The sequence below is a fragment of the Adhaeretor mobilis genome, assembly GCF_007741515.1.
Taxonomy (GTDB): domain Bacteria; phylum Planctomycetota; class Planctomycetia; order Pirellulales; family Lacipirellulaceae; genus Adhaeretor; species Adhaeretor mobilis.
Genome location: NZ_CP036263.1, coordinates 3,470,181 through 3,486,330, shown reverse-complemented (window position 1 = coordinate 3,486,330; position 16,150 = coordinate 3,470,181). Strand labels below are relative to the sequence as shown.

Annotated in this window: 13 protein-coding genes, 1 tRNA gene and 1 pseudogene; 10 read left to right on the top strand and 5 right to left on the bottom strand. The window is 54.1% G+C overall.

Translation table 11 applies throughout. From position 1 onward, the window contains the following. Positions 1-53: 53 nt before the first annotated feature. Positions 54-461: a hypothetical protein gene (locus HG15A2_RS13800; protein ID WP_145060785.1), complete on the bottom strand. Its 408-nt coding sequence runs from the start codon at positions 459-461 to the stop codon at positions 54-56. Continuing rightward, positions 452-637, bottom strand: coding sequence for a carbon storage regulator (locus tag HG15A2_RS13795; RefSeq protein ID WP_315851200.1), 186 nt, complete (start codon positions 635-637; stop codon positions 452-454). The genes HG15A2_RS13800 and HG15A2_RS13795 overlap by 10 nt, the downstream gene beginning before the upstream one ends. On the opposite strand from HG15A2_RS13795, the gene HG15A2_RS13790 reads away from it, so the two are divergent. Continuing rightward, complete coding sequence (locus HG15A2_RS13790) at positions 621-1,007, top strand: hypothetical protein (protein ID WP_145060784.1); 387 nt, start codon at positions 621-623, stop codon at positions 1,005-1,007. The genes HG15A2_RS13795 and HG15A2_RS13790 overlap by 17 nt on opposite strands. A 28-nt stretch (positions 1,008-1,035) precedes the next feature. On the opposite strand, the gene HG15A2_RS13785 is transcribed toward HG15A2_RS13790, so the two are convergent. Further along, the gene (locus HG15A2_RS13785) at positions 1,036-1,551 is read right to left on the bottom strand and encodes a hypothetical protein (protein WP_145060783.1); all 516 of its coding nucleotides are present in this window, start codon (positions 1,549-1,551) and stop codon (positions 1,036-1,038) included. 1,221 nt (positions 1,552-2,772) lie between these two features. On the opposite strand from HG15A2_RS13785, the gene HG15A2_RS13780 reads away from it, so the two are divergent. After that, positions 2,773-2,846: transfer RNA gene (locus HG15A2_RS13780), tRNA-Arg, on the top strand. A 163-nt stretch (positions 2,847-3,009) separates the two neighbouring features. Then, positions 3,010-3,156, top strand: a complete 147-nt coding sequence (locus HG15A2_RS24100) for a hypothetical protein (RefSeq protein WP_218931960.1) — start codon at positions 3,010-3,012, stop codon at positions 3,154-3,156. Here HG15A2_RS24100 and HG15A2_RS13775 read toward each other — a convergent pair whose 3' ends face one another. Further along, complete coding sequence (locus HG15A2_RS13775) at positions 3,157-4,281, bottom strand: ISAs1 family transposase (protein ID WP_145060782.1); 1,125 nt, start codon at positions 4,279-4,281, stop codon at positions 3,157-3,159. It lies immediately after the preceding gene. A 691-nt stretch (positions 4,282-4,972) separates the two neighbouring features. On the opposite strand from HG15A2_RS13775, the gene HG15A2_RS13770 reads away from it, so the two are divergent. Then, positions 4,973-6,010, top strand: a complete 1,038-nt coding sequence (locus HG15A2_RS13770; protein ID WP_145060781.1) for a substrate-binding domain-containing protein — start codon at positions 4,973-4,975, stop codon at positions 6,008-6,010. 237 nt (positions 6,011-6,247) lie between these two features. Here the strand turns inward: HG15A2_RS13770 and HG15A2_RS13765 are convergent. Beyond that, positions 6,248-6,499 (bottom strand): annotated as a pseudogene (locus HG15A2_RS13765) (sulfatase-like hydrolase/transferase); the annotation flags it as partial. 685 nt (positions 6,500-7,184) lie between these two features. On the opposite strand from HG15A2_RS13765, the gene HG15A2_RS13760 reads away from it, so the two are divergent. The 6 genes from HG15A2_RS13760 to HG15A2_RS13735 all read left to right on the top strand — a co-directional run bounded on the left by HG15A2_RS13760 (position 7,185) and on the right by HG15A2_RS13735 (position 16,127). Beyond that, positions 7,185-7,718 carry a carboxypeptidase-like regulatory domain-containing protein gene (locus HG15A2_RS13760; RefSeq protein WP_145060779.1) on the top strand — a complete coding sequence of 178 codons (534 nt, stop codon included), beginning with the start codon at positions 7,185-7,187 and terminating at the stop codon, positions 7,716-7,718. Between the two features lie 30 nt (positions 7,719-7,748). Next, entirely contained in the window at positions 7,749-8,741 is a 993-nt protein-coding gene (locus HG15A2_RS13755) for a DUF1559 domain-containing protein (RefSeq protein ID WP_218931959.1), read from the top strand. A 75-nt stretch (positions 8,742-8,816) separates the two neighbouring features. Next, positions 8,817-9,755 (top strand): hypothetical protein, encoded by a 939-nt coding sequence (locus tag HG15A2_RS13750; protein WP_145060777.1) that lies wholly within the window; start codon positions 8,817-8,819, stop codon positions 9,753-9,755. A gap of 115 nt (positions 9,756-9,870) precedes the next feature. Next, on the top strand, positions 9,871-11,640 hold the full coding sequence (locus tag HG15A2_RS13745; RefSeq protein WP_145060776.1) for a PEP-CTERM sorting domain-containing protein: 1,770 nt from the start codon (positions 9,871-9,873) through the stop codon (positions 11,638-11,640). A 166-nt stretch (positions 11,641-11,806) separates the two neighbouring features. Beyond that, a complete protein-coding gene (locus tag HG15A2_RS13740; protein ID WP_145060775.1) occupies positions 11,807-12,556 on the top strand; it encodes a PEP-CTERM sorting domain-containing protein in 750 nt (249 codons plus the stop codon). A 247-nt stretch (positions 12,557-12,803) separates the two neighbouring features. Continuing rightward, positions 12,804-16,127 (top strand): beta strand repeat-containing protein, encoded by a 3,324-nt coding sequence (locus HG15A2_RS13735; RefSeq protein ID WP_218931958.1) that lies wholly within the window; start codon positions 12,804-12,806, stop codon positions 16,125-16,127. Positions 16,128-16,150: the final 23 nt, after the last annotated feature.

The window sequence follows — 16,150 nt, the reverse complement described above, 5'->3', positions numbered from 1 at the left end:
AAGATTGCATTGCTACGAAATCCATACTCTCGTCATTTAATATGTCTATCGAATCACAGAACCGACTTTGTCACTGTGTAATCGTTCGTTTTCTGATCGAATGCCAGCCGATAATTCACAGCTACGTGACTCGCTTTGTTTTCTTGCGCCTCCAACACAGCCTCCATTGTTGCTGCGTCTAGAAATGGCTCATCTACCCCTGCTGCATCTACGACCACGAGCATAAGGCTATCGCCTGCTGAATCAACTTGGTTCTGCAAATAGCCCTTGACTAGTGGATAGGGTGTTAAGGACAGGTCGCTCTGCAAAGAAAACTTGTCATAGAAACTTTTAGCCGAGAATCCGTAAATTGAGATGCAGCTGCAGTCAGAATTTAATAGCGCCACTTTGGGACCGATTCGGCTATTTCCGTCCATCAAGACATATCTGGGGGTACAGGCCATCATTTCAATCAAGTGCATGATTGCACTCCATTCTTCAATTCGGCTCTTGCGTCGGGAGTTACCCTTGGTGATTTAAGGATCTGATTCTGTAGCTCACTGTGTAGAACAGGGATTTTCTTTGGAGCATCGATACCAATACGCACTTTGTTGCGCTGTATCTTCAAAACTGTCACGACGATGTTGTCGCTAATCATTATGCTTTCCAGTCGTTTTCGGCTCAGCACCAATATCTTTCCCTCCTTGGGAGCTTATTTCATGACAGAGGCGAAGCTACTCATCCTTGATTTCTTTCAAATCACTACCCTCGCAACTTGGCTCGACGCGGAGGCCAACTCCTGGAATCGCCGCCAACAGGCTAGTCAACTTTCGAAAAGAGAGTTGCGAGCCGTACGCCACTCGAAATATGCACCGAGGCGGATGCCAACTTTCCTCCATCAGCTCGCTTGTCTTGAAAACAAACGCGTTGCTGAGGACTCTAAGAATGTGCCCAGCGATTTCAACGACTTCGACACAAATGCGGCAAGAGAAACCTTCGTCTCTGATGAATACAGCGGATTGGGCTAGGTGTGACGTAAGTGGTTATCCTTTTGGATTACTCTTCTTTGCTCGGTTCGAGCTTGCGAGCAGGTTGCATTTCTCGTGATCGCTGCGTGACCGATTGGAACGGCATGCCTTGATCAAGTGTGTACCTTTCCGCACGGACAAACCAGAAGGACAATCCGCCTGTATTGTGGGAAGGCGATCGCTTCGATGCTGCCGCACGAACGCCCAGTGACCCCTTTCTGCCTGTTTTCTTCCATCCACGGCGTTGCATTATAATCCGGACGAGGACGCCGATCGCTTGTCGAAATCGCTGAGTTTGTTGCGCATGAATGCCTGAAAGGAATTGATCAATGGCTGGAACTGACTCAAGTTCTCGCACCACACCTGCCATAGCCGCACGATCGTGATGCAACTCAGACTCCTCCATGCGTCGTTGCCTGTTCTCATCACTGAAAAACGCGAGCACCTCCTCAAAAGGCTGCTCAGGGTCATTCAAAACATCCGTAAAAGTCCTACCCTGCCGGTCTTCAAGGAACTCTTCTCCAGTAATGGTGGCTTTCGACATGGTAAAGATTTCAGCGGGGCGACGGTGCAGGGTATGATTATGCAGCTACAAATATTGTAGCTGCAAGCTCGAACCCTGCAATCCCTTCTCCCTCAATTTGACTAGAAGGGAAGGTTTCAACTCCCCAGAAATTAAGCTCGATTTTGACTTGAGGGCACCATTTAATTCCATTCGAACGGGAGCAGATCTCAGATTTATGAGAAGCCCTGGCCGCTCCATAGGAAGAATCAATCTGGCGAACGGCTGCCGCAATAGAGGGCGTTTCCTGACTGGCTCAACTCGCTGCGATGAAGCTCATCCGCGCGAAGTTGTGTTTTCCGTTCGTACAGCAGGATGTCCCCGCCGCTGCCATTTCGTGTATTGTCGAATTGAATGCAGCTGATTCTACAAACAAGCCTCGGATGATTTCTTCGATGCTGGATAGCGAACGGCGGACAATTATCTTGTCGACGTCCACCGGTTGATAGACGGCCAGCCGAAGGGGCGTTTGCCGTCAATTCGATGCCATGCTCCTGCTCCCCAAATCGAGCACGAGTGCATATTGCAAGTTTAGTGACACCGGAAAAGCCAACGATCGACTTGCACCGGTTGAGAACCTGTCGAACTGTTTCGAGTTACGTCGCTCACTCACTCCAACTAAGACCGTGTCTTCAAATTGCATGAATTGGTAAAAAAAGCCAAGGAACAGTGCTCGTGGTAAAGAATCAAGCTGCGATAACCATCTGGGTTAAACTTCGTCTGAGAACGTAGCAACCGACATAATCTCGCATCGCCAACACACCTATCGCAATTCGACATCTTTTGAACTCGCCGAGGAGCCGATTCCAGCGTTCGTGTTCTAGCCACACTGGCAATAATGCTCCCGCAGAGAGTGACCGTCAACGAGCTAACGACTGCCGTCTCGAAGTGGACAGGAGCCCAGTGCCCGGCTTAGTCGCGATTTCTACTGCCATCAACAACTTTCTGTTACATCTCTTCAATAAATAGGCATTACTGATGGCCGCTTCCCGTAGGCTGGAAATCTCCCTGCCCTAATCGCTTTCGGATATGTAGTGAAAGGTGCGGTAGAAATGTAGTGCGAGATTCAGCCAAAATCGACTATAACCCGATCTCTAGAGGTGTTATACGGACAGAGTGTCGGCTCCGAGCCGACACTCTGTCTCTCTTGGCCATTACCGAAGAACCGCAAACACGCTATTATTGAAGCTCCAAACGCGACACGCCCCCGTAGCTCAACTGGATAGAGTGTCGGCCTCCGAAGCCGAAGGTTACAGGTTCGAACCCTGTCGGGGGTACTGACTTACGTCGAATGAAATTGCTCTGTCACAGTTCCTGTCACAGATAGTGCGTAAAATAGAGCAATAAGGAGGCCCCCGAGTAGCTCCAACTACCCGAGGGCCCAGCGAACCTTTCAGCTCGCCTTGGTGTATCTAACTGCCAAGTTGAAAGGTTCCGAAAATGTCTGCTAAGTTTCCGAAACCGTGGTATCGCGCCTCACGGGGCGTCTGGTATGTCACGCTCGACAATCGTCAATTCAAGCTCGTCCCAGATCGTGACGCTGCCTTCGAGCAGTATCACAACCTCATCCAGGGCAATCGTATCTAATCACGCTGCGATTCCGGTGAGAATTGCTTGAAGTGTGTCGTTATTCCACCCGGCTCGGAGTCGTTTGCCGCGGAGGGGCTCCTTGAGCGTGGTGTCTTGTTCGAGGATTGATAACGCCAAGCGGCGGAAGCCGGCCGCGATTTCTTGACCGTTTCCTTTCCGAATCCGGCTCTGATCTTCTGAAAAAGTTACATCCAATGACCAGTGCAAGGAATTCTCCACGCCCCAGTGACCACGCACATGCTTCGCTAAAGCTCTCACCTTGGGTGGCAAGCTACTGAGGAAGAACGACGTTTCCTCGCTCAGCTTGTCACCCACCTGACGATACCGAAAAACCATGCCGATCGAGCGGACGTCACTCCACTTTTCCAACATTCCTTGCGGCGCAGCAGCCACATAGTACTCACGACGTTCTTCGCGTCCGTGCTGCTGCTCTACCGTCGCATGGCGACGCACGCCTTGGTAATCCCGATCACCGTAGTCGATGAACAACTCTTGTAACTGATCGTGCAGTTTCTTCTGGTTCGCTTTGACTTGCAGCACGTAGTCGGCTCCGCAATCGCGAATCTTGGCTGCCGTCTTCTTTTGACAATGCATGGCATCAAGCGTGACTACCGCACCCTCGATCACCAACATCTCTAATAACCGTGGCACCGCAGTAATTTCATTCGACTTCCGGTCGGTCGCCAATTGCCCCAAAGACAAGCTCAGTTCGCCCACCCAGGCATTCACGATATGCAAAGCGCCTTTCCCCGAGGCCTTGTCAAACGATCGACGGAGCGTCTTGCCGTCGATCGCCACAGCCTTCCCTTGCAGGTCGAGTTGCAGACTGGCGATCCAACTGGCGAGGGCCGTGTAAAACTCCTCCGTATCGAGGGCTGCAAACACTCGGCCAAAGGTATCGTGCGAGGGGATGCCGTTTTTCAACGAGAGAAACGTGCGGAACCAGTCGCTCTTCTCCTTGCCGAAACGTTCGACATCGGTCCAAGAGTTAGCGCCACAAATCGCTCCGCAGAGGGCAATTGCGATAAGGTCACCCAAGCGATGTTGCTTGGTCCGCTCGACACGCGGATCGGTGAGATCGTCAAAGTGTGTAAGCATGACAGGCTTTTTTGTAACTGGCATGATGGGTCCTCCGTGCTGAAACTGCTGTCAGAGGGGCGTTTCCAACGACCCCACTCTCTCCAACACGACGAACCGAACCGTCGAGGCGTTCTCTTTAGATGCGATTGCCCTGGTAGGAAACTGAAACTGTCTGAAGCCCGTACTCGAACCGTTTCTGCCGATCATCCACGAGACTCTACGATCCGATAAGCAGACCCCGAAGAAGCAGCGTCACACGGCCACAGCCTTGTTCTTCCAGGCCTGACGAGGCTGGCTCTTCGCGTGAGGGAATTCGACTATGAATGAGGCTGCTATACTGCGGGCGTTGACGACCTGTGCGAAATAAGTGACTATGTGGACGTCGGCAACGCTACAATTCCAGTCAGTACCGTGTGGGACCGATTCAATTTGTCTGCCGATGGCCACGTGCCGGACGCTTCAATATGCTAGGGGAGCGTCTATTGTGGCAGCGGATTGGTCACCTAGCACCTTGATCTGACAATTGACCAAGGAGACGCGTCAGGTCGCTTGAGTCCGTCGCTGATATGCAACCGTTCAATTCAGCCTCAATTGTGAAGGCAACTGACTGTTCGAGAACGCAAATCACTGTGCGTGCTCGGCAAGCTTTTGAGGGAAAAAGCATTTCCCGACATGAAAAGTTGCCTGCAGGAATTGTCTGCCTTTTCTCAAGATTTCGTTTTAGGAGTGCCGGATGTCTCAAAATCGATCGTGGCTGTGGCTATTGCTGTTGGTTACTGTAGTCGGAGCTTTCTGGTATCGGAGTACCGTTCCCACCGTAACGGAGTCGACGAAAAAACAGCTGACTCGTGTCGTGTTTATCACCGGGGGCTCTTCTAATTTTTGGAAGCTGACAGCCTTAGGAGCGGAGGTGGCTGCCAAGGCGCACAACGTAGATCTTCAGGTAGAAATGCTTACAGCTGCCGAACAGGCCGATGAGCAACTTAAGCTGCTGGAGAAGATCGACCGTAACGCATTCGACGGATGTGCCGTTAGCCCCCTGGATGCCAAGAAAGAGACTCCCCTCCTGAATAGCCTTGCGAAAGACATGCACCTAGTGACCTTCGATTCCGACGCACCAGAGTCGGATCGGCAATATTACATCGGCACTAGGAACTACAATGCAGGAAAGTTTGTGGGCAATATGGTACGAGAAGCTCTCCCTGAAGGTGGCAAAGTGTGTGTTTTGATTGCCACCCTCAGCAAAGGGAACCTGCAGGAAAGAGTTGAAGGGTATGAGAAGAGCATGCAGATTGCTCAAGAGGATGCGAAGGAATCGGATCCAAGTTGGGAGACCGTCGCGATTTTGACAGATGACGGCGATCCAGCGAAGGCGGAGCAAAATGTCATACAAGCGCTGCAGATGAACGAGGATATCGGCTGTTTCGTTGGCCTCAACGGTTGGCAGGGCCCAGCCATGCTGAAAGTACTCGCCGATAAAGGCCTTCTCAATAAAGTCAGAATTGTTGCTTTTGATGAAGATCCAGAAACGCTCCAAGGAATTGTCGATGGAAGTGTCCACGCGACGATTGCGCAGGATCCGTTCAACTATGGGTATGAGGCTGTGCGGGTGCTTGCCTCACTGCACAACAATAGGGCCGCAGAACTTCTGACGGCCCAACGTGGTGAAATCAACGTCAATTGCGAAGTGGTTAACCAGGCGAGCGTTGAAGAGTTCAAGAAACGACTAGGCAAAAGCCTCCCGCCTGAGTCGGAGGAAGAGAGCCTCTAAGCCCAGGGTGAGTAAAGCCAGCTTCATCACTTTGACGTTCCTTGCTGTCTGCGAGGCTGCCAGCTTCATCTAGTTTCGAGCTTCAACCTTCAATGCAGCGTCTGACCAACTTATCTGCAGTACTACTTGCGGTACTGAATTGGTGGACAATCCCGGTAGGCTCTTTCTCTGGCAACGCTCGCGGCGAGTCACCGAGGACATAGATCCACAGGCTGGAAAACCTGTTTCTGGGCACGGCTAGGGAAACCCGTAGAACTCATCAAAACCTAGATCGAGCGGCATGAACTTTGGCAAATCTCCCAAGTGCCATTTACCAAAGGCAGCTGAGGCGTACGCCTGCTCCTTGAGAACGTCGGCGATCGTGTCTTCGTCAGGATTCAATCCCGTCTTTGAATTGGGCTTGAAATTCTTCGTCATGCTGATTCGGTCAGGGTAGCAGCCAGTCACGAGCGAAGCCCGGGAGGCGGTGCACGCACAGTAGGCTGCATAGAAGTTGGTGAACTAAATACCTTCATTCGCCATCTTGTTCAGATTCGGCGTCCATCTTCTTTCCGCACTAAAGGGTCCGATATCGGAGTAGTTAATATCATCAACGAAGATGATGATAAAATTCAGTTTTCGATTGCTTTCTTTTCCCGGTTGTCCTTGGGCTGCGTCTTCTGTGAATAGCGTTCGAAAAGTGCAGCGCTAGGCTCGTGCGGGGATTGTAGGAGAGCAAGCCCTGACAGTCGTCTGGATAGAATGTCACAGCAGGCCAAGCCGCCAATCGACTTAAATGACTACTGTAAATGCATTTGCATCATTGTCCAGAAGCTCTTTGAACTCAATGAATGATGAAAACTTGAGAAATCCCACATTTTTTGAGATAAAAAACATCTAGCTGCACGGACATCTAACAGTACACAGGCATAGTTAACACGCTATGCACAGCACACTAGTTTTATTTTAGTGGCCTCTTTTAGGGGCCGCGTCACGAAGTACCATGGGGCAGCAGGCAGTCAGAATCAGACCGCATGGGTCTTGCTGAGTGCCTCTATGAGACTTGAGATCTCCCGATGGTGGGATCTCAGCCTTTTTTCGCAGTCAAACGCGATACAGAGTCCAGCTTCGCTTTTCTTGTTTTCCTTATCCCAAATCCCGTGCCTGATCAGACCCGTGTCTGATCAAAGGTGTCATGATTAACCTGTACTCCAAAATCGTCCGGACATGTTGTTCGATTCCGCTGGCCAAGCTATCGGCATCGCCCATAGGCATTCGGTGGATGCTGAGCCTGGCATTGTTGACTTTCATCGGGTGCAACTCCTCGGAGCTCATCCCGGTAACCGGGCAAGTCACCCTTGATGGAGCTCCGGTCACGACCGGTCGAATCGAGTTTTTTCCTACAAGCGGGCGCCCCGCAGCGGGTGAACTTGACGAGGAGGGCCGGTACACGTTGGTCGCCCACAAATCGGAGGAGGGAGTTAGTCCCGGGAAATACGTAGTGACGGTTACCTCGCGCACGGCCTCAGGTGGCCCGCCACCTCCGCCAGAAGTTCTAGGTGAAGAGGGCGAGCAAGCGGGCTCCGCCCGCTCAAAGGAGAAGTATGAACCGTTTAGGATCAAGTGGCACGTCCCGGAGAGGTACTCGCACCGAAGGGCCTCTGGGCTAACCGCTGAAGTGAAGCAGGATGGCGGAGAAATCGATTTCGAATTGGTCTCCAAGCCTTAGCAACCAGCATCAAGGAACAGGATGAGAATTATGAAACACGGCAGTCGAAACGATAGGTTATGCGCGGCAGGCTTTACCTTGGTCGAGTTGCTAGTCGTCATTGCGATTATCGGTGTCTTGGTTGGCCTACTACTTCCGGCTGTACAAGCCGCTAGGGAAGCAGCCCGCCGCTCGCAATGCACGAACAACCTCAAGCAGCAAGGGCTAGCCCACCTCAACTACGAGTCGTCGAGGGGGCATTTCCCCGACGGACTCACTATGGAGTTTCCGGGCGCGGGCTGGGGCGTGAGCAATATCCACCACGTGCTGGCATTCATGGAAGAAGCGGCGCTGGATAATTTGGTCGATATTGATCCTGCTGAAAGTGCAAATGCGTTCTTCAGCCGAAACAGGGATTTTTTTGTCCAAACAAAGATACCAGGCCTGCTTTGCCCAAGCGTCTCGAAGTGGGAGGAAAGCACCGCCGATGGGTACCGGAGAGACTACTTCGGGTGCTATGGGGGACGCGGGCACAGCGAGGCAACCGGATCCAGGTTCTCCCCGGCCATCGACACGCCGCTGATGGTCAACAACGGCGTCATGATTGATGACGGCATGCTCTATATCAACAGCCGGATCAGATTTGGGCAGATCACCGATGGCTCCTCCAGCACCTTCCTCATGGGAGAAAGCGTGCTTGGCGGGTGGGCTGATAATCCCGGCAGAGTGGCATGCCCTGCCGGCGCTACCGGTGATGGCTGGCTGCTCCATCAACCTCCGTGGTACCGACCGGGTAACTGCGGAAGCACGAAGGATTGCGGCTACGATCGCACGCTTCGTGGAGCGTGGCAGCCGGTTAACTCGGGAACCGATTGCTTGCCGCAGCTCGAACAAAATGCAATTCCTTTTGGTAGCGAACACCCCGGGGGCTGTTACTTTGTCTACGCGGACGGCCATGTGGAATTCATTACCGACGATATTGATATCGATCTCTACAAAGCATATTCCACACGCGCGAAGGAGGATGGCCTTAGCGGCAGTTGAGGTGAAAAAGTACTGTTGCTGATTTACAGATTCCCTTGAACTTTTAACTTTTGGCATTTTTTCGGAGAACCACTGATGACTATGAATTTCAATCTTCTCAAAGAGCGCTCGTCCCGTGCCTTGTTGGCTTCTGGGTTTGCTGTGTTGCTCGGCGCGTTTGCAGCCTCGTCTGCTACGGCTCAGGTCACCTTTCCCGACCTTTCTGCTGGCGGCACATTTACGCTCAACGCTGGGGAAACGACAACGAACACGGCTACTGCCGCGATCGCGGATGACGCTCTGGCTGTGCTGAACATCAACGGCACCTGGAACTCAGGTGGTTTTGAAACCCAACTCGGTGGCATCAATGGTGGCAACGCAAGCCAAGATGTCACGTTGAACATTGGAGCGACCGGCGAGGTCAACTGGACGTCGGCTTGGATTGCCGCTGGCTGGCCCGGTAACGCAGTCGATCCAGCAATTCCTGGTGTCGTCATCGATTTCCAGGAAGGTGGCGTCCTTTCTTTTGATGGTGCCGGTTTCGGTCCGCGATCCAATGGAGGCAGTGGTTGGTCAGGCAACGGTACAGCTGCAAATAACGGTGGCGGCGCCAACGCTCTCACCCTCTATTCGTATCTTTATGATGCAGGGGTTATCCTGTTTGAGGGAGGCAACTCAGGTAACTTTGCGCAAACGTTTACTTTCAGTGGTGTTGTTAATGGTGCTCACACATTGACCGCGGAACCTCTCAATTTTGATATTGGCGACTTCAATGAGGACACTTTTGTCAACGTCGCTGACTTTACGATCCTGAGTAACAATCTGGCTGGCGAACTTGACGGGCCCGTCGTTTACGCTGACGGCGACATCGACTTCGATGGCGACGTCGATCTAGATGACTTTGGGCAGTTTAAAGATCTGTTCCCCGCCGTTGTGGCGGCGGCGACCGGCGTGCCTGAGCCCCACACATTGGGGCTGCTGGCCCTGGCGTGCGGACTATTAACCTCGGTCCGAACGCGTCACTCCCGTAGTTAATCCGTCGATGGGTGTGCTCCTTGAATCTGCACGTTGTTTATTCGCTCAAAGAGTTTCACCCACCGTGTTTTACCTAAACCAACCTATTTTGGCTCAGCCAGAGGAATAAATCGATATGAGTTCTCATCACACCATAAGGCTTGTCCTGACGGGGTTGGTGTTGGCGGTTGCCAGCCCGAGCTTCGCTCAGACAATCACCTTCTATGAATGGCAACCCACTGACGCCCAGACTTGGAATAGTGACCCAAACTGGCTGCAGACCTTAGGGAGTGCCATCCCCGATACCGACGCATTTCCCGGCGAGTCTGCCCGTATCAACAATGGCGGTACCGCCGTTGTCAGCGTCGATGTGCCGCGCGTGGCCGGAATCGAGGTGCTTAACGGCGCCATCGACATCCAAACAGGCGGTCAGCTGGACACTGTTGGGGATATGACCTCAGGAGCAACCGGATCGTTGACTGTTGGCGGCGCTGGTGCGGTCAACCTTAGCGGCAGTGGCCAACTGACTGTCGGTGGCAACCTCAGCAATGGCGGCACCGTGCAACTGACCGGCCCCGGGGCCTCCTTCTCAGTCAGCGGCAATTTTTCATCGACCGGCGGCACGGTGGCGGCCAACATCACTAACGCTTCCAGCCACAGCGTTATCAGCGTGGCCGGCGTAGCCTCGTTGGGTGGTACGTTGAATGTCAATTTCAGCGGCGTGAGCCCTTCGGTTGGCGATACGTGGAATCTGTTCGACGCGACTGCGATCTCCGGTGGGTATGGCACTGCGAACGTGCCCAGCGGCCTGCCTACTGGCACGGCCTTGTTTTATCAGACCCAGACAGGCGGCTCGAACGGCACGCTTGGTCAGGTGACCGCCGACGTGCAGCTCAAGCTATCGATTAACCCACGCTCTGGTGCGACGTCGATCGAGAATCTTGTTGCTGGAGAGAACGAGCAAATCGACGGGTATCTTATTAAGTCGGCAGCAGGTTCGCTCGTTACGGGTCCATGGACCAGCTTTCGCGATGCGGGCGACACCAACTGGACCGAATCGAACGCGGGCCCCAATTCGATCGGTGAGCTCAACCTCGCGAGTACTGGTACTGTGGCGGGTGCTGGCAGCAAGAGCCTGGGGAATATCTACAGCTTCAATCCCACGACGTTTGGCCAAGCGGAGCCAACCCCAACTTTTGAATACCACGTCCCTGGCGGCGGCACTCGCACGGGTCTTGTCGAATTCGATGGACCTCGCAATAACCTCGTATTGTTGGTCGATCCGGCTACTGGCGATGCAGCCATCCAGAACCAGTCAACGTTTAACGTTGCTATTGACGGCTACTTAGTCACTTCGGCCTCATCTGCACTCGACCCAGCAAACAATGACAGTCTGGGAAGCGGATGGACGGAATCCAATCAGGCCGCCAACCACATCGGCGAGTTGAATCTCAACGGCTCGCTGGCTCTGTCTGGTGGAAGCGCTCCGAAGTCGTTGGGGTCGCTATTCGATGTCGGCGGGGAGCAGGACCTTGATTTTCAGTTCCATCTTGCTGACGGCAATACGATGACCGGCATCGTGCGCTACGGCGAGTTCAGCCTACTGGGGGGCAACGCCGACTTCAACGAGAATAATCTCGTGGAGGGTGCCGACTTCCTCACCTGGCAAAGCAATGTTGGCAACCCCAATAATATTCCAGATGTCTCCCTCAACCTGTTTGGTGACGCAAATGGCGACCTTGCCATTGACGGCGACGATCTCACAGTATGGCGAACCCAATATGGCTCGGCGCCCGGCACTTCAGTGGCTGCAGTTTCAGCAGTGCCCGAACCATCTACCATTGGGCTGTTGCTGGTAGCGTTCACCTCGTTGGTCTGCTCGCAGCGGAGGAAGGGGACCTCATAACCTGAGGATTGCGTTGTGACGATTGGAGATGAGAGAAGATCTCCGCGGGAAATCGGTAAGTACTGGTTTTCCTAGGTTGAATAAGAGTTGCTCGAAAGTCGCGCTGCTCATCCGTAGTTTGTGATACTTTTCTGTTTCTGCTTTTTCTTTTTTGGAGGGTCTAGTGATGTCTATGAATTTTACTCTTAATAAAGAGCTTTCGCCCCGTGCCTTGTTGGCATCGGTGCTTGCTCTGTCACTCCTGGCGTTTGCTGGCTCGTCCGCCAACGCGAGCATTCTCGTAAACGGGAGCTTTGAAGCCGATGGGGTCGCTCCCGGAGGTGTGCAAGCTCCGGCCAGTTGGAAATTAGCCGGTCAGGATAGAATCAAGCAGTTCGATTTGGACATCAACCCCCAAGACGGCGACTGGCAGATGCAGCTCCAAAACAATCGCTCAGAGCTCTACCAGACGGTGACCGTTCCGGTGGGTGGCTTGGACTACACTCTGAGTGGGTGGATCGCTAACCGAGATAATGGTAACCACCACATGCCTGGCATGGGTGACACCCACGTCGACACTATCCCAGTGCAATTGGAGCTGCTCTCAGGTACATACACATCGCCAAATGAAGGTGTCACCGGCCAGTCCGACCCAGTACCTGCCTTTACTGGAACCATCTTCGCTTCGACTACGGCTGCATCGCCAGACTTTGACGCCCCTAGAGGGACTTATGTCAATTGGACGCGAACCTACGATGCGTTACCTGCGGGAGACTACACTGTTTGGATGACCAACGGATGGCGCGGTGGTAGCAATCGTTCAGAACAAGGGATGTTCGACAACTTCTCGTTTGGCGTGATTCCTGAGCCGGCTTCGCTGGCGTTATTCGGTCTAGGTGCTTTCGGATGCCTGTGCATTCGCCGACGCATTTCCTAGTCGATGGTGAAAGCTTGCTGTAAAGAACGAAACCGGCCATGTTCGTATTGAGTATGGCCGGTTTTTTCCAGAGATTGCCCAATTCTTCAATAAATAGCAACCTATTCGGCGGATACATAAATGGGCGAGGTGAAGGTCATTTGCCTTGGCAGGGCAGTTGGCAAATGGTTCGGAACACGTAAGAGGAGTTTCCCAAGACATGAGAAGATGGCACGCTATAAAATTCGTCCTATTTGCATGCTTAGCCATGAGCGTAGCGCTCATCAGCGCAGTGTTCATCAGCGAACGCGCTCTGGCGATCCCGGCAGGCAGCCTAGCGCAGCTCCGGGCTCTTGGGTCATTCTCGAATAACACCACCATCACCCTCAGCGCTACCGGTGGCGATCCCCACCCAGTGACTGGCATTGTCACGCCAGGCGAGTACTGGCTAGACGGCGACCATCTCAACTTCGACCCAAACAACCCCATTGAGCCGATCTTCATGAACCTCGGGGGTTCCGGCAACACCTACGACCTGTCGGGAGCGACCATCAAGGTCGACACACGCGATTTGGCTGGCTATGGGCGAGCGCTAGGACATGGTAGTGGCGTTCACTTGGTGCAACTCAGCGGCAATAACAACCAACTGAATGGCCTCACACTGATCGGCGAAGACCTCGACCTGAATACCCCTGCGCAACGCTACGCCGATTGGGGAACCCAGTACGTCAAGTTGATCGGGGACGACCTCACCTTGGAAAGTGCGACGGTGGTTGTCCGCGGCTCGCATACTGAATACTACGGTCTGAGCGACGCGTTCGGCAAAGGGGCCTCGCAAGGCCAGCAGCCCTACCTGGGTCACCGCAAGGCAGCGGGGGTCAATGTTGACGGCACAGACACCGACCTCTCATCCAACAACGTGGTCAACAACCTGAACCTGACCATGAAAACGTTCGGCCACGGGTTTTTCACTGGCACAAATCTCGAAAACACGACACTGTCCAACAGCACCATTACCGGCGAATTGTTCCCGTCGCAAAACGTCATCGACCGGCCCGAGTATCAGGAGCATGGGCACACTTGGTGGCAATACCCCATCCAGGACAACATCATGCTGTCCGGCTCGGAAGGGGGCGTACGCACCTACGGCGGCAATAACTTCACGGTGGATAACGTAGTCGTCGACGGCATGCGGACCGGCTTCGCGACCGTTGCCACGCAGGGGCAAGTCAATATCACCAACTCCTACGCGTACAACACAACGTCTGGCTTTGATGTGGGCGACAACACCTCGATCACTGGCGGCGGTAACATTGTTAACGGCCCGCTGCTGACGTTTTATGGGAGCGGAAATAATACCGATATCGATCTCGAATTGACGGCAGGGACCCCGATTGGCGTCAACTGGTCAGCGGCTTACTTCAATGGGAATGCCGACATTGCAATCCACAGCAACCTGGCCGCCGGCGACCTGCCCGAAGAGTCGTATGTTCGTCTGGGGCAAAGGTATTTTGAAAACTGGCGGGACTCCGATTTCAATACAGCGGACCCCGATATTGCCCCCGGTGGAGGTCTTCCTCGGGCGTTTAACGATGAGAATTTCGTCAACGACACGAACCAGATCCTCGTCATTGGTGACAATGCAGTGGGCAATAACGGTCGCTCGCAAGGCGGGGTGATCAGCAACGGCAAGGAAAACCACTACGACGGTGTGACACTGGTACAGGCCGGAACGCGGACCGTTGTGACGCATGCAAAAGGCCTCGGCAACAGCGGCGTCGAGACCTTCGCGACATTCGCTATCGGTAACACGACCTACACAGGAGCCGTCACCGCCCAGACGCTTGACGACAACGGCACCATTGTTGCATCGGGTGGCACGCTCGAGCTTTCCAATGGCGTCCAGATCAGCAATGAGAAGCTGACCATCACTGGCCATGGTGACGACGGCAATGGGGCGTTGTACGCAGACGGTGGGACCAGTTTCGTGGGTCAGGGTGGCGTCTATCTCAACGGTGACGCATCGATCGGCGTTGGCAGTGCGGGCAACGGTTTGCTAGTGGGTGCCATCCAGGGCACGGGCAACCTGACCAAGCGCGGCACGGGCAAACTGGACATCGGGAATTCCAGCACCCTGGCTGGAGACCTGACCGTCGCGGAAGGAACCTTGATGGCGCAGTCGGGCTTGGTCAACCAGAACCTGGCGGTCGCCAGCGGCGCTTCGCTCGAAGTGGTCAGTGGAAGCGATTACAGCACCTTAGGCGACGTCCAGATCGACGGCACGTTGGATATCAACGGCCCTGGCGCGACCTTCTCGGTCGGCGGCAATTTCGCGTCCACCGGAACGCTGACAGCCCACATTAGTCATCTCACCGACCACACCGTTATTAGTGTTGCCGGCAACGCCACGTTGGGCGGGACGTTGAATGTCGATTTGAGCAGCGGGCTAACCCCTTCGACTGGCGACACGTGGGATCTGATCGACGCCAACGCAATCTCCGGTGGCTTCAACAATGTGAATGTGATCGGCAACCTTCCGACCGGCATGGGCCTGTTTTTTCAGACCCAAGCGGATTCCGGCAGCACCAACGGCCAGCTGGGGCAGATCGCCTTGACCGCCGACGTACAGCTCGTGCTCGCGGTCAACGCCCAAGCAGGTACAGCGTCGATCAAGAATCGATTAGCTGGAGTCGAGGAGCAACTAGACGGGTACCAGATTACTTCGGTCGAGGGCGTGCTTGATCCCGCTGGATGGACTAGCTTCAGCGATTCGGACTCCAACTGGACCGAATCGAACCCTACCAGCAACCATCTGGGCGAACTTAACCTGACTGGTTCCACCACCATAGCGAGTAATACAAGTTTCAGCCTGGGAGCGATCTACAACCACACCCCGACGACTTTCGGCGAGGTGGGGCCGGACCTCGAGTTCGAATACCACACGCCTGACGGCGGCACCCGTGTGGGGCTCGTGGAATTTGAAGGACCTCACAATAACATCGTCCTGCTGGTCGATCCGGCAACAGGCGACGCAGCCATTCAAAATCAATCGATCTTTAACGTAGCGATTGACGGCTACTTGGTCACATCGGATTCGTCCGCACTCGACCCGACAGGGTGGGAAAGTCTGGAAACAAGTCAGGGCAACGGATGGACGAAATCCAATGAGGCTGCGAACCACATCGGAGAACTGAATCTGAGTGACTCGCTGGCCCTCGCGGGCGGAAGCGGTCCGATCTCGCTGGGGTCGCTCTTCGATTTCGACGGGCTTGGCATCGAGGAGGATCTTGAATTCCAGTTCCATCTGGCCGGTGGCATGACAATGACCGGCATCGTGCAGTACGGAGCGTTGAGCCTCACCCCGGGAGATTTCGATGGTGATGGCAATGTCGACGGCGTTGACTTCCTAACTTGGCAAAGAAACGACCTCTCGGCGAGCGAACTCAGCGATTGGCAGAGCAACTACGGACAGTCTGCCAGTCAGGCCGCAGCTAGTACGGCTGTGCCTGAGCCAACGTCGGTCGGGCTGTTGCTGGTGGCATTGACGTCACTGGCTTGCTCGCAGCGCAGGAAAGGGATCTCGCGACCGTAGCGTCGCTTTTGACGATTGAAGGC

Bases quoted from the DNA above. Each gene is read 5' to 3' on its own strand.
- HG15A2_RS13800 (WP_145060785.1), bottom strand. From the start codon at position 461: ATGCACTTGATTGAAATGATGGCCTGTACCCCCAGATATGTCTTGATG.
- HG15A2_RS13790 (WP_145060784.1), top strand. From the start codon at position 621: ATGTTGTCGCTAATCATTATGCTTTCCAGTCGTTTTCGGCTCAGCACC.
- HG15A2_RS13795 (WP_315851200.1), bottom strand. From the start codon at position 637: ATGATTAGCGACAACATCGTCGTGACAGTTTTGAAGATACAGCGCAAC.
- HG15A2_RS13785 (WP_145060783.1), bottom strand. From the start codon at position 1,551: ATGTCGAAAGCCACCATTACTGGAGAAGAGTTCCTTGAAGACCGGCAG.
- HG15A2_RS24100 (WP_218931960.1), top strand. From the start codon at position 3,010: ATGTCTGCTAAGTTTCCGAAACCGTGGTATCGCGCCTCACGGGGCGTC.
- HG15A2_RS13775 (WP_145060782.1), bottom strand. From the start codon at position 4,281: ATGCCAGTTACAAAAAAGCCTGTCATGCTTACACACTTTGACGATCTC.
- HG15A2_RS13770 (WP_145060781.1), top strand. From the start codon at position 4,973: ATGTCTCAAAATCGATCGTGGCTGTGGCTATTGCTGTTGGTTACTGTA.
- HG15A2_RS13760 (WP_145060779.1), top strand. From the start codon at position 7,185: ATGATTAACCTGTACTCCAAAATCGTCCGGACATGTTGTTCGATTCCG.
- HG15A2_RS13755 (WP_218931959.1), top strand. From the start codon at position 7,749: ATGAAACACGGCAGTCGAAACGATAGGTTATGCGCGGCAGGCTTTACC.
- HG15A2_RS13750 (WP_145060777.1), top strand. From the start codon at position 8,817: ATGACTATGAATTTCAATCTTCTCAAAGAGCGCTCGTCCCGTGCCTTG.
- HG15A2_RS13745 (WP_145060776.1), top strand. From the start codon at position 9,871: ATGAGTTCTCATCACACCATAAGGCTTGTCCTGACGGGGTTGGTGTTG.
- HG15A2_RS13740 (WP_145060775.1), top strand. From the start codon at position 11,807: ATGTCTATGAATTTTACTCTTAATAAAGAGCTTTCGCCCCGTGCCTTG.
- HG15A2_RS13735 (WP_218931958.1), top strand. From the start codon at position 12,804: ATGAGCGTAGCGCTCATCAGCGCAGTGTTCATCAGCGAACGCGCTCTG.